Source organism: Anaerobiospirillum sp. NML120448 (assembly GCF_023050945.1).
In the GTDB taxonomy this organism is placed as follows: domain Bacteria; phylum Pseudomonadota; class Gammaproteobacteria; order Enterobacterales; family Succinivibrionaceae; genus Anaerobiospirillum.
Genome location: NZ_JALKIM010000001.1, coordinates 54,331 through 79,217, shown reverse-complemented (window position 1 = coordinate 79,217; position 24,887 = coordinate 54,331). Strand labels below are relative to the sequence as shown.

18 protein-coding genes and 1 pseudogene are annotated in these 24,887 nt (G+C 40.5%); 13 read left to right on the top strand and 6 right to left on the bottom strand.

Features of this window, described 5'->3' with window-relative positions; all coding sequences use genetic code 11:
• Window positions 1-266: 266 nt before the first annotated feature.
• Window positions 267-3,248: an excinuclease ABC subunit UvrA gene (gene uvrA / locus MXE38_RS00320; RefSeq protein WP_246909824.1), complete on the bottom strand. Its 2,982-nt coding sequence runs from the start codon at window positions 3,246-3,248 to the stop codon at window positions 267-269.
• 664 nt (window positions 3,249-3,912) lie between these two features.
• On the opposite strand from uvrA, the gene MXE38_RS00315 reads away from it, so the two are divergent.
• The 8 genes from MXE38_RS00315 to MXE38_RS00280 all read left to right on the top strand — a co-directional run bounded on the left by MXE38_RS00315 (window position 3,913) and on the right by MXE38_RS00280 (window position 13,562).
• The gene (locus MXE38_RS00315) at window positions 3,913-4,782 is read left to right on the top strand and encodes a single-stranded DNA-binding protein (protein ID WP_246909822.1); all 870 of its coding nucleotides are present in this window, start codon (window positions 3,913-3,915) and stop codon (window positions 4,780-4,782) included.
• A gap of 1,806 nt (window positions 4,783-6,588) precedes the next feature.
• On the top strand, window positions 6,589-7,638 hold the full coding sequence (locus MXE38_RS00310) for a rod shape-determining protein (RefSeq protein WP_246909820.1): 1,050 nt from the start codon (window positions 6,589-6,591) through the stop codon (window positions 7,636-7,638).
• A gap of 150 nt (window positions 7,639-7,788) precedes the next feature.
• On the top strand, window positions 7,789-8,808 hold the full coding sequence (gene mreC / locus MXE38_RS00305) for a rod shape-determining protein MreC (protein ID WP_246909817.1): 1,020 nt from the start codon (window positions 7,789-7,791) through the stop codon (window positions 8,806-8,808).
• A complete protein-coding gene (mreD, locus tag MXE38_RS00300; protein ID WP_246909815.1) occupies window positions 8,801-9,334 on the top strand; it encodes a rod shape-determining protein MreD in 534 nt (177 codons plus the stop codon). Before mreC ends, mreD begins: the two co-directional genes overlap by 8 nt.
• An 18-nt stretch (window positions 9,335-9,352) precedes the next feature.
• Window positions 9,353-9,943, top strand: coding sequence for a Maf family protein (locus MXE38_RS00295; protein WP_246909813.1), 591 nt, complete (start codon window positions 9,353-9,355; stop codon window positions 9,941-9,943).
• Between the two features lie 118 nt (window positions 9,944-10,061).
• On the top strand, window positions 10,062-11,507 hold the full coding sequence (tldD, locus tag MXE38_RS00290) for a metalloprotease TldD (RefSeq protein ID WP_246909811.1): 1,446 nt from the start codon (window positions 10,062-10,064) through the stop codon (window positions 11,505-11,507).
• A gap of 57 nt (window positions 11,508-11,564) precedes the next feature.
• The gene (gene yjgA / locus MXE38_RS00285; RefSeq protein WP_246909809.1) at window positions 11,565-12,146 is read left to right on the top strand and encodes a ribosome biogenesis factor YjgA; all 582 of its coding nucleotides are present in this window, start codon (window positions 11,565-11,567) and stop codon (window positions 12,144-12,146) included.
• A 36-nt stretch (window positions 12,147-12,182) separates the two neighbouring features.
• Window positions 12,183-13,562 carry a metallopeptidase TldD-related protein gene (locus tag MXE38_RS00280; RefSeq protein ID WP_246909972.1) on the top strand — a complete coding sequence of 460 codons (1,380 nt, stop codon included), beginning with the start codon at window positions 12,183-12,185 and terminating at the stop codon, window positions 13,560-13,562.
• Between the two features lie 224 nt (window positions 13,563-13,786).
• Here the strand turns inward: MXE38_RS00280 and gpmM are convergent, their stop codons facing one another.
• Complete coding sequence (gpmM, locus tag MXE38_RS00275; protein WP_246909807.1) at window positions 13,787-15,319, bottom strand: 2,3-bisphosphoglycerate-independent phosphoglycerate mutase; 1,533 nt, start codon at window positions 15,317-15,319, stop codon at window positions 13,787-13,789.
• A 625-nt stretch (window positions 15,320-15,944) separates the two neighbouring features.
• On the opposite strand from gpmM, the gene MXE38_RS00270 reads away from it, so the two are divergent.
• From MXE38_RS00270 to MXE38_RS00260, 3 genes are all read left to right on the top strand, one after another.
• Window positions 15,945-16,406, top strand: coding sequence for a rhodanese-like domain-containing protein (locus MXE38_RS00270; RefSeq protein ID WP_246909805.1), 462 nt, complete (start codon window positions 15,945-15,947; stop codon window positions 16,404-16,406).
• Window positions 16,407-16,448: 42 nt separating this feature from the next.
• The gene (secB, locus tag MXE38_RS00265; protein ID WP_246909803.1) at window positions 16,449-16,946 is read left to right on the top strand and encodes a protein-export chaperone SecB; all 498 of its coding nucleotides are present in this window, start codon (window positions 16,449-16,451) and stop codon (window positions 16,944-16,946) included.
• Between the two features lie 206 nt (window positions 16,947-17,152).
• Window positions 17,153-17,809, top strand: coding sequence for a NifU family protein (locus MXE38_RS00260; RefSeq protein WP_246909801.1), 657 nt, complete (start codon window positions 17,153-17,155; stop codon window positions 17,807-17,809).
• 189 nt (window positions 17,810-17,998) lie between these two features.
• Here MXE38_RS00260 and MXE38_RS00255 read toward each other — a convergent pair whose 3' ends face one another.
• A complete protein-coding gene (locus MXE38_RS00255; RefSeq protein ID WP_246909799.1) occupies window positions 17,999-19,009 on the bottom strand; it encodes an NAD(P)H-dependent glycerol-3-phosphate dehydrogenase in 1,011 nt (336 codons plus the stop codon).
• Between the two features lie 596 nt (window positions 19,010-19,605).
• Here MXE38_RS00255 and pckA point away from each other — a divergent pair.
• Together pckA and greB are read left to right on the top strand one after the other, a co-directional pair.
• Entirely contained in the window at window positions 19,606-21,204 is a 1,599-nt protein-coding gene (gene pckA, locus MXE38_RS00250; protein WP_246909797.1) for a phosphoenolpyruvate carboxykinase (ATP), read from the top strand.
• Between the two features lie 151 nt (window positions 21,205-21,355).
• A pseudogene (gene greB / locus MXE38_RS00245) lies at window positions 21,356-21,826 on the top strand (transcription elongation factor GreB); the annotation flags it as partial.
• A 185-nt stretch (window positions 21,827-22,011) separates the two neighbouring features.
• Here greB and MXE38_RS00240 read toward each other — a convergent pair.
• The 3 genes from MXE38_RS00240 to ribB all read right to left on the bottom strand — a co-directional run bounded on the left by MXE38_RS00240 (window position 22,012) and on the right by ribB (window position 24,642).
• Window positions 22,012-22,647: a hypothetical protein gene (locus tag MXE38_RS00240; RefSeq protein ID WP_246909792.1), complete on the bottom strand. Its 636-nt coding sequence runs from the start codon at window positions 22,645-22,647 to the stop codon at window positions 22,012-22,014.
• A 122-nt stretch (window positions 22,648-22,769) separates the two neighbouring features.
• Entirely contained in the window at window positions 22,770-23,816 is a 1,047-nt protein-coding gene (locus tag MXE38_RS00235; protein WP_246909790.1) for an alpha/beta fold hydrolase, read from the bottom strand.
• Window positions 23,817-23,994: 178 nt separating this feature from the next.
• The gene (gene ribB / locus MXE38_RS00230) at window positions 23,995-24,642 is read right to left on the bottom strand and encodes a 3,4-dihydroxy-2-butanone-4-phosphate synthase (RefSeq protein WP_246909787.1); all 648 of its coding nucleotides are present in this window, start codon (window positions 24,640-24,642) and stop codon (window positions 23,995-23,997) included.
• Window positions 24,643-24,887 lie beyond the last annotated feature (245 nt).

The following is a 24,887-nucleotide window of genomic DNA, read 5'->3' as shown; positions in this document are numbered from 1 at the left end:
GGTTAATGCCATAAATAAGACTCAGCCCCTAAAGAAAAGTAAGCATTCCCCGTATCCAAGCACTCTATCCCTGGTTAAAGGAAACCTTAAACATAAAATTATACTAAAAAAATCTCGTCCCCATATTTTTGCCTATAGCATCAGGCCTTTAACCTCTAACCTATGGCCATAAGCCATAGGTCAGAGGGTTGAGGCCTAAGGCCTTGCGCTCAAGCTTAATTAGCCTTATTAGCTTGAGCGCCTGGCTTTAAAGCTTAGCTTTAGCGCTAGTCTTTAGATTTGCTTTTGGTGGAGCTGCTGGTCTTTTTAGCGCTAGCACTTTTCTTGGTACCTTTCCTGGTAGCCTTTTTAGCCTCCTGAGGCTGAGAAGCCTCAGCAGGCTGAGCAGCCGTAGGCTGTGCTGCTGCCGCATCGCTTGGCTGAGGCTCTGTAGGAGGTAGGAGGCGACCTGCCTTTTGTAAAATTGGCTTTAAGAATTGGCCAGTAAAGGAGTTTGGATTTTGGGCTACTTGTTCTGGAGTGCCTGTGGCTATGATTTGACCACCACCGCTGCCACCTTCTGGGCCTAAGTCAATTAGATAGTCAGCACACTTAATGACATCCAAATTATGCTCAATGATAATTACAGTGTTGCCATCATCCCTAAGACGCATCAGCATGTCTAACAGTTGTTTTACATCGTGGAAATGTAAACCTGTAGTTGGCTCATCAAGAATGTATAAGGTATTTTTAGTCGATACCTTAGATAACTCTTTAGCAAGCTTAATACGCTGAGCCTCACCGCCAGAGAAGGTTAGGGCTGATTGGCCTAATGTAATATAGGATAAGCCTACATCAATTAAGGCTTTGAGCTTGCGCTTAATCTTAGGAATAGCCTCAAAGAAGCTATAAGCCTCTTCTACAGTCATATTAAGTACATCAGCAATGCTCTTGCCTTTGTAGTGAACCTCTAGAGTTTCGCGATTATATCTTTTGCCTTGGCATTGCTCGCATTGTACGTAGACATCAGGTAAGAAGTGCATTTCTACCTTAATAGTGCCATCGCCTTGGCAAGCTTCACAGCGTCCGCCTTTAACATTAAAGGAAAAACGTCCTGCACTATAGCCACGAGCACGAGACATAGGAGTTTGGGCAAACAACTCTCTAATAGCAGTAAATAAATCAATGTAGGTAGCAGGGTTGGATCTTGGAGTACGGCCAATAGGGCTTTGGTCAATGCAAATTAACTTATCAAAATACTCCAATCCCTCAATGCTCTTACAATCAAACGCTCTATCTAAGTCAAAGTCGGCAGCATTTTTCATATGCTTGGACACTATAGGGACTAAAGTGTCATTAACTAAGGTAGATTTACCTGAGCCTGATACGCCTGTAACTACATTAAAACAACCTACAGCAAAAGATGCGCTGATGTTTTTTAAATTATTGCCCTGGCAACCATGTAAGGTTAAAAAGCCCTTAGGCTCAACACGCTTATCAGGTATAGCAATGCTCTTACGGCCTGTTAAATAGTCAGCAGTAAGGGAATTTTCACATTGCATAATGTGCTCAAGTGATCCTGCGGTAACTACCTGACCACCATGGACACCAGCTCTTGGGCCAATATCAATAATATAGTCTGCTTGTCTAATAGCATCCTCGTCGTGCTCAACTACAATCACACTATTACCAAGGTTTCTAAGGTGCATGAGTGCATCGAGTAGTCTTTGGTTATCACGTTGATGGAGGCCAATGCTTGGTTCATCAAGCACGTACATAACGCCTACTAAGCCTGCACCAATTTGACTGGCAAGACGGATACGCTGAGCTTCGCCTCCTGAGAGAGTATCTGCCGAGCGTGCTAGATTTAAGTAGCCTAAACCTACGTTTTTTAAGAACATCAGGCGCTCACGAACTTCTTTTAAAATACGCTCAGCAATTTGGCTATCTTGAGTACCTAACTTAATAGAGTTAAAGAACTCAAAACAGTCGCTAATAGACATTTCATTAATTTGAGGCAGAGTTTTATCAGCAACAAAAACATTGCAATACTCTTTCTTTAGACGAGCTCCATGACACTCAGGACAAATCTTAGTGGTCATAAGGCCATGTAAGAGGTTTTGATAACTCTCAGATTCGCTCTCTTTAGCCTGACGCTCAAAATAATGAATAACACCTAAGAAGTAATGGTCATCCTCAGGCTTTTTATTAGGGGTGCCATAGAGAACTAGTTCTTGTTGCTCACGAGTTAGCTCTTTAAATGGCTTGTAAATATCAATACCATAGGCATCGCAAATAGGAACCAAGAGGCGGTAAAAGCTCCAAGAGCGCTTATCCCAAAGAGCAATAGCACCCTCTTCAATAGACTTATTAGTATCAGGTACTACTTTGCTCTCAGCAAAAACCATTTGCTTGCCCAAGCCATCGCAGCTAGGACATGCTCCATGAGGGCTATTAAAAGAGAAATTACGAGGTTCTAATTCACTGATGGAATAACCGCAAATAGGACAGGAATATTGGTCTGATAAGATAATTTCATCTTGTTCTTGATGGTCATCCATAGGAACTATCATAGCCAAGCCATTGGCTACTTTTAGTGCTGTTTCAAAAGATTCAGCTAGTCGCTGCTTGATATCTTCTCTTACCTTAAAGCGATCAATAACTACTTCGATATTGTGCTTAATATGAAGTTTGAGCTCTGGAGGATCACTTAAGTCACAAATATCACCATCAATACGGGCTCTAACAAAGCCTTGTTGGGCTAATTGTGCTAGCAGCTGACGGTGTTCACCTTTGCGGCCTCTTACGACAGGGGCCATAATCATAAGTTTAGTGCCTTCTTCGTAAGCTAAGGTCTGATCAACCATTTGGGATATGGTTTGCGCTTTTAAAATAGTTCCATGCTCAGGACAACGAGCTTGACCAATACGAGCAAAGAGCAATCTTAAATAGTCATGAATTTCTGTGATTGTTCCTACGGTGGAGCGTGGATTGTGTGAAGTAGCCTTTTGCTCAATGGAAATAGCTGGTGATAAACCGTCAATCGAGTCAACATCAGGTTTATCCATTAGTTGTAAGAATTGGCGAGCGTATGAGGAGAGGGACTCAACATAGCGTCTTTGTCCTTCTGCATATAAGGTATCAAAGGCTAATGAAGATTTGCCTGATCCTGATAATCCTGTTACTACACATAGTTGGTTACGGGGAATAGTAATAGTGATGTTTTTAAGATTGTGAGTGCGTGCGCCGCGTACAACAATATTTTCCATAAATGAAATTTAATCAGCCCAGATAAAACACGAAAAGGTAAGCAAACTTGTAAAAATATATTGTAATACCAAAAGTAAACCCAGGTAATAAACGATAAATCATTCTTTAAAAACTAATAAACACGCATTAAAATCCTGCACCCCAACGCCAATATTAGACCAGGTCTGGCCTGGCCATGGCTAAGCTAAGGCTTAGCCTTTGGCTAGGCAAAGGCCCTAGCTCTGGCCTTGGCCAGAACAAAGCCTAAGCCAGGGCTAGAGCTGGGCAACAGAATAAGCGTGATGATTTTCTCTGATAGAGCGCTAATTACTTTGCTAAAGTTAGTGGTAGCATTCGTTTAAAATATGTATAAGGCTGGATAACTTTTTGATTAAACATAGCTTGCTAATATGAAATGCCTAGCTAGCTATCCTGATATTTAAGGCGAAATAAAGTCAAATAATTTATTTTTTTGATATTAATCAATTGCATTTTATAAGTTAGGTGTAATCTAAAGAGCGTTAAGTTTAGCCGTCTGACAGACTTGAACTTTAGTAATAATAAGGCTATTAATTTTTATAAAAATGCGTTAATATTTAAGAACAGTTTTGAGCTTTTAGACTGTTATAGGTTTATTTTAAAAGGCTGTTGGATTTTATTAATTGGATTTAGGGTGTTTTTCATATGTCAAGAAGCTTAAATAAGGTAATGTTGATTGGCTACACTGCCGATGAGCCGCAAATTCGTAACTTTCCAAATAGTAAAGTTGCTAATATAACTGTTGTTACTAACGAGTCCCAGAAAAACAACGAAACTGGTGTTTATGAATCAGTTCCTGAGTGGCATCGTGTTTCATTATGGTATCGTAATGCTGACGTTGTGGAGCAATACGTACATAAAGGTACTCAAGTTTATATTGAGGGCAAGATTAGAACCCGCTCTTATACTGACAAGACTGGTGTTAAGCGCTATTCAACAGAAATTGTTGGCGATCAGATTATTTTATTAAGCTCTCGTCGTGAATATCCAACCCCTACTGGGGGCCCAGCTACTCAAGGAGGCCCTGGTTCTTTTACTCCAGAAATTATGTCTGGTCCTGGTCCTTTTCCTCCAGTAAATCAGCCTGGTTCATTTGGTCCACATTACTCTGGTACTAACATTGGCATTACAGGCACGCAGGGGCCATTCTCGACAACACCTAATGTGAATAATGTCGGCATGAATGATGGTATGACTGGTGGTGTGTCTGAATCATATGTATCTCATGTGGCTAAAGATCCTTATGGTAATGGCTCCAATAACGCTCTAGACCCAAACAAAAGTCCTTGGAATCAGCAAGCTGACCAGTTTAATGGTAACAGCATGAATAATGCTAATTCATTTGCAGGATCAAGTAGCACTAGCGCCATGCCTGAGATGGCATCTGGTGGCTTTGATCAAGGTGCAGTCCCTGTATCTGCATCTGTACCTGCACCTGCTCCTGAGCCTGCACCTATTCCTGCGCAAACTCCTACTTTCGAGCAGGGCGGCGGCGACGAAGATATTCCGTTCTAATACAACGTTGAAAACAGCAAAGTTATTAAAACCCCTGAAACTTGTTTTTAGGGGTTTTTTTATGGGAAAGTAAAAATTTTTGGCAAATACTTAATTCAAAGCTCATAAATAAGCCAAAAAATATTGAGCCTTGCACCGCATTTCTATTGTCAAAAACGTTGTGTTAATGCTAAGATCTAATATATTGGTAATATAGGGCAAAAGTGCCTTTTGGCCCATTTTGGGGAACTAAAAAGCAGTGCTTTAGTCTGTATTACTATTAGCTACCGTGTAGCTAGAGATAAAACTACCTTTATCTTATGCTGTGATATACTTTAACGTTAATTTTTAGCTGATATAGATACGTGGTTATAGCTTTAAAAGTAAGATGGGCCTCATAGTTTTCACTATAGAGGGTGAGTCTACTTAATAGGTAGGTTGAGTTTTTGCTAGTTGGGATCAACAGTTTTTACTGATTGAGTGACAGCAAATTCAAGCGCCTCTTTTATGGTGGTGAGTACTAAATTTAGTATGTGCACCGTAAAAAACAAAAGTTATGACTTAGTTAGTCTTAATTAAGCTAGGAGATTAAATGTTGCTAGTGTATTAAAGTTTAGTGCATGTAGTAGCGTTTAGGGGTGGAGCAATCCCTGTAATTAATAGCCTTGGTGCTATTAAAAGCAAACATCTGTAATGGGTGATGTTCTTTAATTAACACCGAAATTAGGTAAAACATGTTAATCAATATGTTCTTAAGCTAAGCTGGCACTTTTACAAGCAGTGAGCTTTAACTGATGTCAGATAATGAGGCTTATCAGATAAAACCTAATGGTTGGGTTTATGAATTTAGACTTAGAGTAAAAGACAGCTAACTTGTTTAGCCTATTATGCGAAGGGGCATAATTAGTCTTGGTAAGGTCTAACGTCATGGTAACTTTGGTAAGTAATACTTCCATTTAAGAGCTAGTGAGCTTATTGGTATGCCGCAAAGCGGTAGTGATGAGTGGGTAGCCTTAAAGAGTGAATAATAACTTATGTTTAGTATGCGTGATGAACTGATATTACTAGGGCAGATAGTGCTTCATTTGGGACTTAGATAAACTAAAGTTACAGCTATTATTACCATAGTCTGTTTTCAATAAGCTAAATCACATGGTTCTTCTTTTAAGGTACTTTATCAGCAGAGCTTAAAACTTATGCTCTACAAAGTGCAGCTTGGTTATTAAAACTACTTGGTTAGTATGGGTATTTAGTTGAGGTGAGGAACGGTCATTTTTATGATGATGCCCTTTAAAATCAGTCCGTTAGCAACTTGCGGACACTAATGGTTTTTATCAGAGGTTCAAGTGATTATTTTAGTTGCGGTATTTTTAAATACTGGACATTAGTTGAACCAAAGATGAAGGCAAATTGAGGTATTTGATATCAGAGTAGATGCTTGCTAGCTCCTTTTAGCAGAGCCTAGTGGCAAAATAGTTTTATTTCATTATCACCAGCTAAGTAAAGCAACAATTTGAACTGACTGAGCGTTTTTAAAAATTTGATTTAAAGGCGTTAAGTCTTTTGTGGCCTAAAAAAATCAAAAATTGTAGGCCTAAGCACAAGTGCTCTTGAAAAAAATATCAAGATTGGCGCTCGTACTTTTGCGCACTTAAAAAAGTGAATACTAATAAAACTCTCTATAACAATGCATCAAGCTAAAATCATGTTTTCCAAGATTTTGGCAGTTGGTTTCACACAGTGAGGTATTTACCTCCAAGCAAGTATTTAATTTGCATTACGGCTTAGCAAAATAATTTTCGATCTCCTGGCTCAAGGTTTACGCAAATGTTTAAAAAACTTCGCGCCATGTTCTCCAATGATTTGTCAATTGATTTGGGAACAGCTAATACATTGGTATACGTTAAAAACAAAGGCATTATTTTAAATGAGCCTTCTGTTGTTGCCGTCAAACTTGACAAAAATAGTGGTGCTCAACGCAGTATTAGTGCCGTTGGTAAAAGTGCCAAGGTGATGTTGGGTAAAAACCCTGATGATATCGAAGTTATTCGTCCAATGAAGGACGGTGTGATTGCCGATTTCCAATATACCGAGAAGATGCTTCAACACTTCATTGATAAGGTATTATCTGGCTCACACTTCTTCCCATTTAAGCCATCCCCTCGTGTATTAGTTTGTGTTCCTTGTGGTGCTACTCAAGTTGAGCGTAGAGCTATTCGTGAGTCTGTAGAAGGTGCAGGTGCATCTGAAGTATTCTTAATTACTGAGCCTATGGCAGCTGCCATTGGTGCTGGCTTGCCTGTATCTGAGGCTGCTGGCTCCATGATTGTTGATATCGGTGGTGGTACTACCGAGGTAGCCATTATCTCTTTAAATGGTGTGGTTTACTCCAGCTCAGTACGTGTAGGTGGCGATCGTTTTGATCAGTCCATCATTACTTATGTACGTAATACCAAGCGCTATGAGATTGGTGAGGCTACAGCCGAGCAGGTTAAGATTGAAATTGGTTCTGCTTATGCTCAGCCTGAGGTACAAGAAAAGGAAGTTCGTGGTCGTTCTGTAGTTGAGGGTGTACCTCGTTCCTTTACTTTAAACTCTAATGAAATCTTAGAGGCTTTAAGCGATCCTATTAAGGAAATCGTTGCTGCTGTGCGTGCTGCTTTACAAAGCTCTCCACCAGAGTTAGCTGCTGATATTGCAGAGCGTGGCATGATGCTCTCAGGTGGCGGTGCTCTGTTAAAGAACTTAGACAAGTTATTACGCGAAGAAACTGGTATTCCTGTAATCGTGGCAGAAGATCCACTTACCTGTGTAGCTCGTGGTGGTGGTCGTGCTCTTGAGATGTATGATTCTCAAGAGAAAGAGATTTTTGATTAATTTAAGGCAATCTAAAATCTTGTTTTGCCTTAATGCTAAAAGGCCCGACCTAATTTATTTAGGTTGGGCTGTTTTGTTTGAGCCTTATCTCTAGGTACCAAGGTTTAGGACTATATTGATTAGTTTTGTGTACCTTCTGTGGTGATAGTTGTGAGCAGATCAGATTCTTCGACTTTATTTATTAACCTGCGCTTTTTCTTAGTGCTAGTTTTATCTGTAATTTTGATCTTCTTTGATGTGCGCAAGAAAGTTTTTAATGACTTTCGCTACTATATTGAAACTGCTCTCTATCCTGTATTAATTTTTGCAGATTCACCACAATCCGTATCTCAAGCTGTTTCTAACCAGTTTAAGACTAGAAGTGAGCTCATTGATGAAAATGAGCGTCTCTCTACAGAAAACTATTTGCAACGTGTAGATATCATGCGCTTGCAAACTCTAGAGCAGGAAAATGCTGCTTTAAGAAAGCTACTTAACTCCCCTTTACAATCAAGCTCACGACGTATGTTCGCTGAGGTTATCAGTGTTGACAGCGATCCTTATTTACAGCGTATTGTAGTTAATCGTGGTTCTAGTTCTGGTGTCTATGACGGTATGCCAGTAATCACTGATGAGGGTTTGGTAGGTCAAGTAGTAAGTGTATCTTATGCCAGCTCAAGAGTGCTGTTGTTTTCTGACCCTTCTAGTGCCATTCCTGTGATTAACATTCGTAATCAGGTAAGAGCAATTTTATCTGGTACAGGCATGCACGATGAGCTAGTAATAGAAAATGTGCCACGTTCTACTGATATTAAAGAAGGTGACTTACTGACCACATCAGGTTTAGGTGGTGTGTTTCCTGAGGGCTATCCTGTTGCTATTGTTAGTTCAGTGGGCTTTTCTGAGGATCAGCCTTTTGCTGAGGTTAAGGCTAAACCTTTAGTTGATACTGATAAGATTCGTTATGTATTAATGTTTTGGTATCAGTCTAATACTAATGCTGATAGCCAAGGGGTAAAACCTAAAGAGCAAACTGATAATAAACGCATTTTACGTCAAGAGAGAATTAAGCGTTTGATTGATTCGCTAACCGATGACTATAGAGCAGATGGTACTCGTTTAGAGAAAACTAAAACCTCTGGATCAACAGGGGAACAGGCACAAGTAAGAGCGGAGACTGGCGGTGAGTAATCCTAAAAATGAAATTAGGCGCAGCCCCTATTTGATTTTCTATCCTTTAGTTTTCTTTGTGCTGATTTTGGAGATTATACGTCTGCCAGCTATGGTGGCTCCTTATCGTCCTGACTTTACAGGACTATTATTAATTTTCTTTGCTATTACTGATGGCAAGAGAGTCAATGTGGGAGTAGCCTGGCTTACTGGTTTGGTGCTGGACTTGTTAACTGGTGCTACCTTAGGTATTAATGCTTTAGTGTTAGCCTTTGAGGTATACATAATCATTTCGCAATTTAAGCACTTTGTAAACTTTAAAACATGGCAGCAAATGATTGTGATTGGCTTGGTTAGCTTTATCAGTCATGTGGGTGTTTATTGGTTTGGTCATTTAATTGGTCAGCCTAGCTATAGTACTAATTTTGCGTGGCAAACCTTAGTTACCATGTTCACTTGGCCTATTATCAAAATGATATGTGCTGTTTTATGGACAGTGTTTAATATCCCTATTGATAATGGAAAGAGCCAAAATAATCATGAGTAATATTATTTAAGGGTATTTATGTCTTCTTCATATGATTTAATCTTGGCCTCAAGTTCTCCTCGTCGTAAGGACTTTATTACTAAGTTAGGTTTGAACTTTCAAATAGTTAAGCCAGACGCTGACGAGACTGTTTTAGTAGGTGAGAGCGCTAGTGATTATGTAAAGCGTATGGCTAATGAAAAAGCTAATATTGTTGCTGCTTTACACTCTAATGATATAGTTTTAGCTGCTGACACTATTGTAGTTTGTGACAATAGAATTTTAGGCAAGCCAGTCAATCGTGAGGATGCTAAAAACATCTTACGTCTCCTATCAGGTCGTACCCATGAGGTTATGACTGCAGTATGCATTATTAAAGGAGATGAGGAGATTGAGATTTTTGAAGTTACTAAGGTAACTTTTGCACCTTTAACTGAGGAATTAATCGATACCTATGTGGCCTCAGGTGAGTGTGATGATAAATCTGGTGCTTATGCGGTACAAGGTATAGGTGCTATGCTTATCCAAAAGGTTGAAGGTTCAGTTAGCAGCGTAGTTGGTCTTCCTATTTGCCAAGTACGTTGTGCTTTAGAAAAGCTGGGTTTAAAAGCTCGAACTGTGATGGCTTAACATCATTAAACATAGCTTTCACTAAAAATTTCTATCTAATTACACCAAAAGGCTCCCGTCATAATCTTTCAGATTAGGCAGGATGTAGTGCACCAACTACACTAGGGATGACATTGTTATGGATAATTTAGCTTATGTAAAAGATTATTTGCTAAAAAAGGCAGGTATTGATGATGCTTTTTTAGCGCAATGCATGGCTTTATTACAAGAGCGCAAGCTTGATTTTGGCGATCTCTTCTTTGAGCATTCAGTAAGTGAGTCTTTTTATTTAGAAGAAGGCATTATCAAAGAAGGTGCTTATCGTATTTCTTCTGGTGCTGGTGTCAGAGGTTTAGTCGGTGAAAAAACTGGATTTGCCTATACCGATGTTATTGATAAGAATGCCATTTTAGACGCTTGTAAGGCTGCTAGAACTATTAGTGCAGGCCATAGCATGAGTGCACAGGGGATAAATCTGACTAATAATCGCTTAGCCCCTTTATATGTACAAGATAACCCTCTTGAGTCTTTAACTCGTGAGCAAAAAATTGCTCTTATGAATAAGGCCAATGAGGTAGCTCGTAGCGCTGATAGCCGTGTTGACCAAGTGGATGTTTCTTTAGGTCAAGTACATCGCTTAATGTTAGTAGTTAATACTGATGGCGTGATTAGCGCCGATGTTAAGCCTATTGTGCAGTTTAATGTCTCTGTGGTTATGAAAAATGGTGATCGCCATGAGTCTGGTCACTCCTCTATGGGCGGCTCTTATTTGCTTGATGAGCTCTTAAAAGACAATGCTTATGAAAAAGTAGCACTAGATGCGGTTCGTATGGCTAGTGTTAACTTAGAGTCTATTCTGGCTCCAGCTGGTAGTATGCCTGTAGTTTTAGGTGCTGGTTGGCCAGCCGTGCTTATTCACGAGGCTGTTGGCCATGGTCTTGAGGGTGATGGTAACTATCATAAGACCTCAGCCTTCTGGGATAAGATTGGACAAAAGGTAGCCTCAGATGAGTGCACTATTGTTGATGATGGCACCTTACCTAATCGCCGTGGCTCTCAAAGCTGTGATGATGAGGGTACCCCTAGTGCACATAATGTACTTATAGAAAATGGTATTTTAAAGTCTTTCATGCATGATAGACGTTCAGCTATGTTAATGGGAGCAAAGCCTACAGGTAATGGCCGCCGCCAAAGCTATAACTGTATTACCATTCCTAGAATGACTAATACCTATATGATGCCAGGCAAATACGATAAAAATGAGTTAATTGAATCATTAGATCGTGGCATTTATGCAGTTAACTTCAGTGGTGGTCAAGTCGATACCACCTCAGGTCGCTTTGTGTTCTCCGCCTCTGAGGCCTATTTGGTAGAGAAAGGTAAAATTGTCGCTCCAATTAAAGGTGCTACTTTAATTGGAACAGGCGATGAGACCATGAAGAAAATTTGTATGGTCGGTAATGACTTAGAGTTTGATCATGGTATTGGCTGGTGTGGTAAGCAAGGCCAGAGTGTCCGTGTAGGCATTGGTCAACCAACTGTAAAGATTAGTGAAATTACTGTAGGTGGCTCTAACGCTAACTAAGTTAACAAATTTTTCAGAGTTGGTTTTTCTTAAAATTATTAAGGGCTAAAAAGAATTATGGCAGTTCAAGAGCATTTTGAGGGCTTTGATACCGCTCCAGATGAAATGAGTCGCTCTGCGCAAAAGCGTGAGGCTCAAGGTATTAGAAAGTTAGCAGACAAGATCTCACAATTGGGTGATCAGGCTTTTTCACGTTTGCAATTTCCCGATCCTGAGGTTAAGGAAGCTTTTGTTAAGGCAAGATCCCTGCGTCGTAATAGCGATGAGCGTCGTCGTCAGTTACAGTTTGCCGCTAAATTATTAAGATCTTTTGGCCATGAAGAGTTAGAAGCTCAAATCGAGGCTATGAACAATACCTCTAAAGAGGATCCTAGAGCCATGCGTCTTGAGATGCTACGTGAGTTTTTAATTCATGGGGGCATTAAAGGCGTTAATGCTTTAGTTGAGCTTATTCCTTCTATTGATAGAAATAAGCTTAGAACTTTAGTTAAGCGTGCTCATGATGAACTGTCTTCTACTTTGCCAGATCGTCCAGCAGCTCGTGCTCTTTATCAATATATTAAAGCCGAAACTAAGCGTGCTGATGTAGAGATCCCTGATCATATGCTCCGTCCTAAGGAAAAGAGCGTACAAGGCTAAAAACTGATGCTTTAGTCATCTTAATCTTTGTCGGTAGTGAGAATTGTTATGTCATATTTTGCTCAATTACAAGATCGTAAGCAGCAATACGAAGACCTAGCTTGTCAGGCGGTACAAATTGCTAGCTCTAAAGGTGCTAATGAGGTTCGTATTAAGATTTCTGCGGGCAAGGGTTTAGATATTTCCTCTCGCCATAGTGAAGTTGAGAATATCGAATTTAACCAAATGCAGGGTATGAGTGTCACTGTTTATAAGAATAAACAAAGTGGACATGCCTCTACTAGCGACTTTTCTTTAGACAGCATTAATGCCACTATCGACTCAGCTTTAAGTCTTTGCGAGTATACCTCTCCTGATGAATGCGCTGGTTTGTGTGAAAAAGAAGATCTTTATCATGGCAATTTAGACTTAGCTCAGCTTTATGAGTTAGATGAAGATCCAGAGGTAATTGCTCAAAAGGCTGTATCTTTGGATAAGTTAGCCGAACAAAATATCAGCAAGTACCAAGAGCAAGGCTTAAAAGAGTCTGATGGTAGCTCTTATAGCATGTTCTATAGCGTTAGAACCTTAGCTACTAGCCATGGCTTTTGTAATACCTCTTTAGAGTCTGAGTTTGCTAAATATTTAAGCTTGTTAGGTCAAAAAGATGGAGTAATGCAGCGTTCAGGTGGCTATTACTCTGGTATTGATCCTAGTAAGGAATGGTCTGACCAAAGAGTATTAGATGAGGCTGTAGAAAAGACTTTATCTAAGTTAGGAGCCAAAAAGGTTGCTACTGGCAAGTACCCTATTATTTTGACTCGCAATGCTGCCCGAGAGTTTATCAGCACTTTATTCAGTGGCATTCAAGGAATGAGAGTTTACCAAAACTCAACTTTCTTAAAAGATGCCTTAAATACTAAGATTTTCCCTGAATTTATCAATATTAAGGAAGATCCATGGGTTGTAGGTGGCTTGGGCTCTGTAGCTTTTGATAGCGAGGGTGTGGCTACTAGACCGCTTGAGGTGGTACAAAACGGTGTATTAAAAGAGTTCTTTATTGACTCTTACTCAGCACGCAAGCTTAATATGCCTTGCAATGGTCACAATGACTCAGTCTACAATATTTTTATCAGTGCTGATGATGCCCATACTTGCGATCTGCAAACTATGATGAATGAGGTTGGCTCAGGATTGGTTATTAACTCATTAATGGGCCAAGGCACTAATATTATCAATGGCAATTATAGTAGGGGCGCTAGTGGCTTTTACTTTGAAAATGGTAATCGTGTCCATGCCGTTGATGAGATCACTATTGCTGGTAATTTAAAGGATATGTTCCTCTCCATTGCTAAGCTGGGCAATGATTTAGATGAGCGTAGTAGAGTTCAAGTAGGCTCAATTTTACTACCAGAAATTACCGTCTCAGGCAGCTAACCAAACAGCAAAAGCAAATAGGACAGCCCTTTGGGCCAAGCCTAATGGGGCTTATCCCCATGGGCTGATGCCCATAGGCTGTAGCCTATGAGGCTTGCAGGCTCTGAGTGCTGTAGGCAGTCAGAGCTGGCCTGCCAAAGGCGTGGCTATGGCAGTTTGCTTGATAAAAAAAGGGGATAGTAAACTAAATTACTATCCCCCTTTTTTTTAGGTCTTAAGAGATCTTAAGCTAAAGTGATAATGGACTTGCCAGTCATTTCAGCTGGGATTTCCATACCCATTAAGTAAAGCATGGTAGGAGCGATATCGCTTAAGCGACCGCCTTCACGCATAGTAGCCTTGCGACCAACATAAATAAATGGTACAGGTAAGTTGGTGTGAGCAGTAAATGGCTGACCAGTAGTTAAGTCCTTCATGCGCTCGCAGTTACCGTGATCAGCAGTGATTAAGCACTCGCCGCCAACCTTCTCTAAGGACTCTACAACACGGCCAATGCAGTGATCAACGGCCTCAACAGCCTTGATAGCAGCCTCGTAAACACCAGTGTGACCAACCATGTCGCCATTTGGATAGTTACAAATAACTACATCATACTTGCCAGACTCGATAGCTGCACAAAGCTTATCGGTTAACTCCTTAGAGCTCATTTCTGGCTGTAAGTCGTAGGTAGCAACCTTAGGACTTTGAACTAAGATGCGATCCTCACCTGGGAATACAGTCTCAACACCACCATTGAAGAAGAAGGTTACGTGAGCATACTTCTCGGTCTCAGAAATACGTAACTGAGTCTTGTTGTGAGAAGATAACCACTCACCTAAGGTGTTGGTGAGATCCTCTGGAGGATATGCACAAGCAGTCTTAATGTCAGCAGCGTACTGAGTTAACATGACAAAGTTGGAGAGCTTTGGAGTAGCCTTGCGAGCAAAGCCGTCAAAGTCTGGGTTAACAAAAGCACGGGTAATTTGACGAGCACGGTCAGCACGGAAGTTCATGAAAATCATGGCATCGCCATCTTCCATAACAACCTTCTCACCAATGATAGATGCCTTTACGAACTCATCATTCTCATCACGAGCATAGGCAGCCTCAATAGCATCCTTAATGGATGGGTAGGCAGGGAACTCACTAGCGCCTAAAGTCATAAGATCGTAAGCTTGCTCTACACGATCCCAACGGTTGTCACGATCCATGGCGAAGTAACGGCCAATTACGCTGGCAAAACGACCAACGCCTAACTCTTTGAATAAGTCTTCAAACTTGCCAATGAACTCTAAAGCAGAGCGAGGGGCTACGTCACGACCATCTAAGAATGGGTGGAAGTAGATCTTCTTAGCACCGCGCTGAGCAGCAAGCTTAATCATTCCTAGAATATGATCTTCGTGAGAGTGAACGCCACCTGGGGACATTAAGCCCATGATGTGTACAGCCTTGTCTGCGCTAACGGCCTTATCTACAGCGTCGCATAATACTTGGTTCTTAAAGAAGTCGCCATCTTCAATAGCCTTAGTAATACGAGTAAGTTCTTGGTAAACAATACGACCAGCGCCAATATTGGTGTGACCTACCTCGGAGTTACCCATTTGACCATCAGGTAAACCTACATCAACACCAGAGGCGGAGATGTCAGTGTGAGCATACTTAGCACAAAGGCCATCAAGAACAGGGGTGTTGGCATTAGTTACGGCGTTAAATTCTTTAACTGGGTTATCACCCCAACCATCCATGATAATAAGAGCAAGAGTTTTCTTTTGTGCCATTTTAATACGTCTCAAATAACTTAATTGTCAGCCTGAATATTTAACGTCATAATCATAAAATTAATGATTACAATCGTTTGAGATTAGACTTAGATTGAGAAAAAAGTATTCACACTATGTTTAGTGTAATCTAGTGCATAATTTTATCACGTATCGCAGACTACTGGCCATTATTTGCCTTTTAGGACAAGAAAATTAATTTTTGATGCTTTAAAGTGCTTTATTTGCTAGCTTTGTCAGCTCTAGAGCTAGCACTGTTGTCAGATACAACTTATAAGACAAGTTGCAATGATGGTATATATAATTCAGGCTATTAATAGTAGGTAAAATTCTTGAGTGTTATCACAAATTTGCTTAAACATTGGAGCAAATTAACTTTGCAAGATGAAAAACTGCTTAAATTATGGTATCTAAAACAAGATTTAATAAAGTCAGCATACTCCACTATCAAAATATAGTGCTTGTTTAATGCTCAAGCTGTTGTGATTTTATAAGTGAAGCTATATCTTTTTTTAGTTTTGCGATGCTAAGCACTCAAAATTTCATCAACAATAATGCTTTATGCTAAAATATGCCACTATTTGTAAGACCGGAGCGAAATCCGGCTGTTTTGGGGTAGAAAATCGTGGATTTCAATTTTTCCGAGTTTATTAACGAGTTTCCTGACTTTTTCATGCGTCACTATTTTATGGTTGGCGCTTGGTTTGTAGTATTAGTAATGCTGATTATCGTGCAGTTTAAGTTATTAACTGCACGTTTGCCAAAGGCTACTTCTGGTCAAGCCGTTACTTTAGTTAATCGTAACGATGGTGTGTTTGTAGACATTCGTAGTTCCGAAGGTTTTGCACAAGGCCATATTGCTAATTCTTTAAATATTTCAGCTTCCGACATTAAGAGTGGCAAAATTAATCGCATCGATAATTGTCGCGATAAACCTGTCATCTTAGTAGGAAAAGATAAGTTTGATAGTGAGTGCTTCAATAGTGGTCGTTTCCTAAAGAAGCAAGGCTTTACTAAAGTTTATATCTTGGAGGGTGGTATCTTAGATTGGTCTTCCTCCAATATGCCTCTATCAAAGAAGAAATAGACTTAACCATCTGAAATACCAAAATTTTTAAGGACACTAGATATGTCAGAGAATGCAAACGAGCAGGCACAAGCAGCTGCAGACCGTCCTCTATTTGACCTAATCCGTGTATATGCTAAGGATTCATCTTTAGAGACTCCACATAGCCCACACGTATTCCAAACTCAATGGAAGCCAGAGCTTCAAGTTAAGTTTGATACTAAGACTGCTAAGATCAATGAGGATCAGTACGAAGTTGCCTTACGTATCACCGTAACTTGCAACAATGAGGGCAAGACTGCTTTCATTTGTGAAGTAACTCAGGCTGGCGTATTCTTATTACGTAATATTCCTGGTGAGGCTGGCGAGTTCTTATTAGGCGGCACTGCTCCTAATATCTTATTCCCATATGCTCGTGAGTTCATTGCTAGCTTGGTTTCTCGCGCCACCTTCCCTCAGTTAAACTTAGCCCCAATTAACTTTGAGGCTCTCTTCCGTGCTCGCAAGGCTCAGCAAGAGAATCAACCTGAGGAGAACAAGGACGCTCCAGAGGCAAAGTAATTAATTGATGCTTTTCCTTTAAGCAGCTTGTTTTAAAAACGACGCTTAGTCTCATTGAGTTAGACTAAGCGTCGTTTTGCTTTTATCTTTGCTTATTTTTGTCGTATAAGTTTTTTTGCTAATCGTTTTATTGTTTATTAGCTTATACTTATCTAGCTTAATAATCATAATGGGCACGTGCCCAACAAGACCTTTGGTGAGAGCTTTTGGACAAAAACTTAGTAACTAAAGGCAAAGCAAGTTCTGATTTTAATTTAATTTGGAACAATAAGATGAGTAAGATCACTGTTAGTTCAGAAGCCCAAGCTTATTTACGTGGCATTATTGCAAACCAAAAGATGGAAGGTTTAGCTATCCGTCTAAGCGTTACTAACCCTGGAACTCCTGGTGTAGAAAGCGGCATTTTATACTGCCCTAAAGAGTACATCACTACTAATGATTTACATTTCAAAATGGATGGTTTTGAAATTGTAATTGACAATGATGTAGCTGATTTCCTTGACGAGAGCGTTATTGAGTTATCAAAAGATGACAATGGTGAAGATTTATTAACCTTCCACGCTCCAAACCTTAAGCGTAAGTTATTAGGTGATGATGCCTCTATTAAGGATCAAGTTGCTTATTATATTGAGCGCTATGTAAGCCCAACTTTAGCAGGTCACGGTGGTGCAGTACGTTTAGTTGAGTTTACTGATGACGGTATTGCTCGCGTTGAGTTCTCTGGTGGCTGCAACGGCTGTTCTTTAGCTGGCGCTACTTTACACGAGGGTATTGAAAAGCAGTTATTAAATGCTTTCCCTAACGATGTTAAAGGTGTTGAGGATGCTACTACTCACACTGTAACTGAAGACAGCTATGCTTAATTTCAGCTTATAGCTAAAAAAATGGGCTTACTAGAGTGCTAGTAAGCCCTTTTTTATGCCCCCCAGCCCAGGCTCCAGCCTATGGCTTGAGCCAGGGCTATGACCTAGGCCATAGGCTAAGGCCCACGCCTTAGCCTGGCAAAGGCCATTGGCCAGTGGCAACTGGCCTGGAGCCTTGTATCTTTGATGCTATTCTGAGGTGATTTGGCGGTTGAGTAGGTCGTAGGCGGCCTTAACTCCTGGCTTGTGGTTGACTAATACTTCATAGAGCTCAAAACAAATAGGCATTTCAACTTGGCAGCGCTTGGCTAAATCATAAATGACCTTAACCATATGATAGCCTTCAACTACTTGGCCAATTTCTTCTAAAGCCTCATTGATATTTTTACCCTGTCCTAGCATAAAACCTAAACGGCGGTTACGGGATTGATTATCAGTACAAGTAAGCATTAAATCGCCTAATCCTGATAAGCCCATAAAGCCACGCTCTGATGCCCCTAGAGCTTGTCCTAAGCGAATCATTTCAGCCAAACCTCTTGAGATTAAGGCAGTACGAGCATTAGCTCCAAAGCCCAAACCATCAGACATACCAGCACCAATAGCAATAACATTTTTTACCGCACCACCTAATTGCAGCGCAGTTAAGTCGTGACTTTTGTAGATTCTAAAAGTATTGGTGTGCATTAAATTACACAGATCATCAACAAAATAGTCATCATTACCTGCACAAGCAATTGCTGTAGGCATGCCATTGGCTAGCTCCTTGGCAAAGGTAGGGCCTGATAGGGCAGCCATAGGCAAGATAGGGTAATCAGGAGAGGTCATTTTCTCTCTAACTACTTTAGATAAGAGCTGACCTGAGCTATCAAGGCCTTTGGTAGCCCATGCTAATCTTTGTTTAGGTTGCCAATAAGGTTTAATAGCCTCTAAAGTGGCGACAAAGGCACTTGATGGTACTACTAGCAAAATATCACGGCTAAATGCTAAAGCCTCCTTAAGATCAGCTGTTACATGTAAGCTATTAGGAAAGGCTATTTTAGGTAAGTAGTGAGCATTATGACGGGTTTGCTCCATGATATAAGCCTTGTTTTCATCACGGGCATGAAGCAAAACAGGATAACCTTTAGAGGCTACAGCAATAGCTAAAGCTGTACCATATGATCCTGCTCCAATGACGGTTAAGGCTTGTGATAAATGCATGTAAAACCTCATGTGAAATTAGTGTTTGCTAGTGAGAGTTTTTGAAAGTTCATTTACTGTAGGCAGGTATAGTTGTTAACGACCTTTCGGAAACTTTCACTAGGTGCCATAAACTCAGCATCTAAAATGAAGTGACAATAGTGAGAGGGCCTAAACTTCAAAACGCTACCTAAAAGTTCAGGTCAATTTATCATTTTAGCGCCATATGTATGTTTTGTATGTGATAAAAGGCTTTGATTTGTAAGAAAAAAGCGAGCAATTTAGCTCAATTAGACTTATTTAGGTGCAAGTGTGATCTTATGCACAATAAATAGGCAATGGTGGGGCACTTGTATGATCACTTAGTAAGACAGGATACTTTATTTGATCGGCGGGGCTTTGTTTTTATTAAGATTATAAAGGGCTATAGATAAAGCAATTATCAAGAAAATAGGCTATTTAAAAGCAAATTATGCAAAGCTTATTAAAGCCCTTAAAAGGGATTTTTTTAAATAACTGATTAGATTCTATCATTTATTGAAAAAATTAAGCTAAAATAGACTAGGTTTAAAAAGAATTGTTAGATATTCATCTAACACTCATTCGTGGAGAAAAAAATGAGCTTAAATGAAAGTTTAGCCAAGTATGGTATCACTGGCGTTACTAATATTGTTCGCAATCCATCCTACGACGAGCTTTTTGCTGCTGAGACTCAGGCTTCTTTACAGGGCTTTGAGAAGGGTGTTGTAACCGAGATGGGTGCAGTCAACGTAATGACTGGTATCTACACTGGCCGTTCTCCAAAGGATAAGTTCATTGTTAAGAACGAGGCTTCCAAGGAAATTTGGTGGACCTCTGACGAGTTCAAGAATGACAACAAGCCTGTTACCGAGGAAGCTTGGGCACACTTAAAGGATTTAGCTGCCAAGGAGCTTTCTGGCAAGCCTTTATATGTTGTTGATCTCTTCTGCGGTGCTAACGAGAACACCCGTCTTAAGATCCGTTTCGTAGTAGAAGTAGCTTGGCAGGCTCACTTTGTTACCAACATGTTCATCCGTCCAACCGCTGAAGAGTTAGAGAACTTCGAGCCAGACTTCGTAGTACTTAACGCTTCTAAGGCTAAGGTTGAGAACTACAAGGAGTTAGGCCTCAATTCTGAGACTGCTGTTGTATTCAACCTCAAAGAGAAGATGCAGATCATCTTAAACACCTGGTACGGTGGTGAGATGAAGAAGGGCATGTTCTCCATGATGAACTTCTACTTACCATTAAAGGGCATTGCTGCAATGCACTGCTCTGCTAACACCGACTTAAACGGTCAGAACACCGCTATCTTCTTCGGTTTATCAGGCACTGGTAAGACCACCCTTTCAACCGATCCTAAGCGCTTATTAATCGGCGACGACGAGCACGGTTGGGATGATGATGGCGTATTCAACTTCGAAGGTGGCTGCTACGCTAAGGTTATCAACCTCTCTAAGGAAAACGAGCCAGACATCTGGAACGCAATTAAGCGTGACGCTTTATTAGAGAACGTAACTGTTTCTGCTGATGGCAAGGTTGACTTTGCTGACAAGTCTGTAACTGAGAACACTCGTGTTTCTTACCCAATCTACCACATCAAGAACATCGTTAAGCCAGTTTCTAAGGCTCCAGCTGCTAAGCGTGTAATCTTCTTATCCGCTGACGCTTTCGGTGTATTACCTCCAGTATCCATCCTCTCCCCAGAGCAGACCCAGTACTACTTCCTCTCTGGCTTCACCGCTAAGTTAGCTGGTACTGAGCGTGGTATTACTGAGCCTACCCCAACCTTCTCTTCTTGCTTCGGTGCTGCTTTCTTAACCTTACCACCAACCAAGTACGCTGAAGTTCTCGTAAAGAGAATGGAGCAGTCTGGTGCTAAGGCTTACTTAGTAAACACTGGCTGGAATGGTACTGGCAAGCGTATCTCCATTAAGGATACCCGTGGTATTATCGATGCAATCTTAGACGGTTCTATCGATTCTGCTAAGACCCAGAACATCCCTTACTTCAACTTCACCGTACCAGCTGAGTTAAACGGCGTTGACACCAACATCTTAGACCCACGCAACACCTACTCTGATGCCTCTGAGTGGGAAGTAAAGGCTAAGGACTTAGCTGCTCGCTTCCAGAACAACTTCAAGAAGTTCGAGCACTTAGGTGGTGACTTAGTAAAGGCTGGTCCACAGTTATAATAACTGATGCTGGGATATCCCAGTAGAAGAGATCACCTCTTATTAAGAGTTTATTTAGCTTAGGCTAGTTAATACTCTTAAAATTAAAAAAGGCCTGAGATATTTTTATCTCGGGCTTTTTTTATTTAAACCAGGATAGGATGGATAAACTATGGCTAAAAAGCCTTATATTACTGCTCAAGGATATGAGCTTTTAAAAAAGGAATTGGATTATTTATGGCTAGAGAAGAGACCTGATGTAACAGCTAAGGTCTCATGGGCAGCAAGTTTAGGTGATCGTTCAGAAAATGCTGACTATCAATACAATAAGCGCCTGCTAGCACAAATTGACCGTCGTATTCGCTATTTGCGTAAAGTGCTAAATGATCTGCAAGTAGTGGAATTTAACAGCCAACAAGAGGGCCGAGTATTTTTTGGAGCCTATGTTGAGATTGAGGCTGACGATGATGAGTCCATTATGCAAATACGCATTGTCGGCGGTGAAGAAATTTTCGGGCGTGATAATTATATTTCTGTTGATGCCCCTATGGCCAAGGCCTTGCTGGGCAAAAGTGAGGGCGATGATGCTGTGGTACATACTCCTAAAGGAGATCGTCTCTGGTATATCAATAAAATTGCCTATAAGAACCCTCAGTGGTTTACTGAGTTAGAGCCTAAAATTAATGATCATGACAATATGAATGACGAGGATGATAGCTCAGAGTATGAAGAGCTAAGCGCCGATGATCTTAAAAAGCTAGAACAAAGTTATATGAGCACTTTGGTTAAATAAGAAAAAGGCTAGCAATATGATTGCTAGCCTTTGTTCTAAGCATTCTTTTCTACAACTTGTCCTAAACGACTATGAGGAATAATGCTGCCATATTTACGACAAAGAGCAAAGTTGATTAAACCTACAGCGGTATTTTTATCACTAAACTTTTCTAAGAAGTGAACATTTTGTTCTCTAAAGCGCAATAAAATAGCTCGAGCTGGGTTTCTTCTTGTTGCTGGAATTTGATAGTAACCAGTTATAGGATCGTAGCCATACTTAATATTGGAATCAAAGTTATCCTCGGTTAAACCATCAGTACTTTGTGGATATTCATGGCCATCAAAAGCATATTCGTCGTGTGGTGTGTCTCCATCACTGTGGCCCTGATCCTGATCCTCTGCGTTTTGCTCGCCCTTCTTTTTATGTCGTTGACGTCGTTTACGTCCATTTGCGTCTATGACAATATCGTCCTCAGCATCCATAATGCCATGTTGCTGGGCGCTTAGTAATGAGTTTTCACCATCAGTATTGCCTCTACGATCTCCAATATGAGACTGAGCCTTAGAGTTGTGGGACTCATTAAGCTGAGGAATACTAACTTTGTTTTGCGTATCTCTACGTGCTTCATCTACCTCCTTTTGATAAGGAGGTGGTGCAACGCTGACTGCGAAGGTTGAGGCTACATCCATACAAACTCCTAAAAAGGCAGATATTAGGCCCTATCAACAAATTGTTTCCTACTACTAGGAACAACACCAACTGTAATCTTTAATCATACATGCAAAAAGCATGTGCAAAAATGTACAAACAATTAAATGTGATCTAAAGCATTATAAAAGTTTGTTAATACTTGATAAAAGAGTTTTGGCTCACTAAACATAGGGCTGTGAGATGAATGCTCAAAAATAAAGCTTTTATGACCTGTATATTGTTCAAAATAGTTAGCTAAAGAGCACGGTACTAATAGATCATGACGGCCAAAAAGATGGAGTGATGGTAGCTTTAAATACTCCAAAGATGGTCGCTCATCGATATAAGTTACCATTCTAATGCCTGCCATTAAGACTTCATAAGGGATATGAGGTCGATGTTGTAAAAATGCCCGACACTGCTCTTGGCCATCTTGAGTAGGATTGTGATCGGTTTTTACTATCATACGGTAAAAGATATCTAAGATTCTCTTTAACCTCTTAGGGGTAAGCAAGGTATTGCATTTTAATATTTTAATCGCACTTAAGCCTTGCCAATTAGGATCGCTAGGAAACCTTGGTGAGCCACAAATAGTAACGAGACTTCTAATTAAGTCTTTTTGATTGGCACAGACGCTAGAGCTATCGGCCAAGCCCAGCTCAAGGCCCTGGCCTTGAGCTTGGGCCTGAGCGTAGCTTGGGCTCTGGCTCTGGGCCTTGGATTGATCGGAGAGGGCTTGCTCTAAAACACTAATAAAAGGCGAGTACTCTTTAGCCTTGGTGGAAAATCTATAACCTAAATGTTGCTCTAGTAATCTAATATTGGGATTGCTTTGAATAGCTTGAGTAAATGAATGTAAGTTAATACAAGGGTTAGATAAAGTGCTAATTGCTCTTAGGGCATAAATAGAACCAAAGGACCAGGACATAAGATCACAGCCTTTTGGTAGAGTATTTAACAATAAATAATTAGTGGCAGAAAAGTCATCACATAAAGATGATAAGTGGCTGCTTCTACCATAGCCTGGCAAATCGATAAGATAGACATCTTTATCTTTAAACATATTGGCAATAGGGCGCATAGAGCTGCTATCACAGCCCCAGCCATGAATAATGGCTAGTTTTGATCCTTGTTTGTTTCCTATGCGGGTATATCCTAATTGCAGCATGTATGATTCTCTGAGCCTAAAAAAGAGAGCTTAGCTTAAGTCAGTAATCATTATATAAAAAAAGCAGAGCTGTTGAGACTCTGCTTTTTTCAATTTCAAGCTTAGATCATGGCCAGGCCCTGGCCTTGCCCTAGCCATGGCTCAGGCCTTGGCCCTGGCCAGGGGCCATTGGTTTGGCTTAGCAATTCTTGGCCTTACGATACTCGATAATATCCTCAATGGAAACTACGGTAAGATCGTGGAGCTGAGCAAAAGCACATACACGTGGTAAGCGAGCCATATCACCATCTGGGGCACATAACTCACATAATACGCCACACTTACTAAAGCCAGCTAAACGAGCTAAATCAATAGAAGCCTCAGTATGACCATCACGCTCTAATACGCCATTATCACGAGCTACTAATGGGAACATATGGCCAGGAGCAGCTAAATCCTTACGGCTAGCGTCCTTACGTAAGATGGTCTTAATGGCCTGGATACGATCTGATGCTGATACACCAGTAGTTACACCCTCAGCAGCATCAACAGAAATAGTAAAAGCAGTACCGTAGGTAGAGGTGTTGTCTGCTACCATCATTGGAAGCTCAAGTTCCTTAGCACGCTCTTTGGTAATACATACACAAACAATACCAGAACACTCACGAACCATAAAGGCCATTTGCTCTACAGTCATAGTGTCAGCAGCAAAGATTAAATCACCCTCATTTTCACGATCTGCATTGTCAACTACCAATACACCGCGACCTTTACGCATTGCGTTAAGAGCTGCCTCAACACGCTCAATAGAGTTGCTGCCAAAGCTTTGAAGTAAATTAATAGACATTGTATTTTTCTTGTTACTTGCTAAAAAAAGAGCTTAGGTAAACCTAAGCATAGCCTAAACATGTGCACTTTAGTTCGTTGTGCGCTTAAGCTAGATTGCAAAAGTATGATCACTGACTTTACTTTTGCAATCTAGCATTTGATGGTAATTATAGGAGCTCTTTTAAACTTGCGCAAATTAAGCTTTTCATAATTAAAAAAGATATTCAGTGTGCCAAGTGTGCCAAAGCACGATCTAAAAAGTTT

Coding starts and splice junctions, on each gene's coding strand:
- uvrA (WP_246909824.1), bottom strand. CDS start 3,248: ATGGAAAATATTGTTGTACGCGGCGCACGCACTCACAATCTTAAAAAC.
- MXE38_RS00315 (WP_246909822.1), top strand. CDS start 3,913: ATGTCAAGAAGCTTAAATAAGGTAATGTTGATTGGCTACACTGCCGAT.
- MXE38_RS00310 (WP_246909820.1), top strand. CDS start 6,589: ATGTTTAAAAAACTTCGCGCCATGTTCTCCAATGATTTGTCAATTGAT.
- MXE38_RS00295 (WP_246909813.1), top strand. CDS start 9,353: ATGTCTTCTTCATATGATTTAATCTTGGCCTCAAGTTCTCCTCGTCGT.
- tldD (WP_246909811.1), top strand. CDS start 10,062: ATGGATAATTTAGCTTATGTAAAAGATTATTTGCTAAAAAAGGCAGGT.
- yjgA (WP_246909809.1), top strand. CDS start 11,565: ATGGCAGTTCAAGAGCATTTTGAGGGCTTTGATACCGCTCCAGATGAA.
- gpmM (WP_246909807.1), bottom strand. CDS start 15,319: ATGGCACAAAAGAAAACTCTTGCTCTTATTATCATGGATGGTTGGGGT.
- secB (WP_246909803.1), top strand. CDS start 16,449: ATGTCAGAGAATGCAAACGAGCAGGCACAAGCAGCTGCAGACCGTCCT.
- MXE38_RS00255 (WP_246909799.1), bottom strand. CDS start 19,009: ATGCATTTATCACAAGCCTTAACCGTCATTGGAGCAGGATCATATGGT.
- pckA (WP_246909797.1), top strand. CDS start 19,606: ATGAGCTTAAATGAAAGTTTAGCCAAGTATGGTATCACTGGCGTTACT.
- MXE38_RS00240 (WP_246909792.1), bottom strand. CDS start 22,647: ATGGATGTAGCCTCAACCTTCGCAGTCAGCGTTGCACCACCTCCTTAT.
- MXE38_RS00235 (WP_246909790.1), bottom strand. CDS start 23,816: ATGCTGCAATTAGGATATACCCGCATAGGAAACAAACAAGGATCAAAA.
- ribB (WP_246909787.1), bottom strand. CDS start 24,642: ATGTCTATTAATTTACTTCAAAGCTTTGGCAGCAACTCTATTGAGCGT.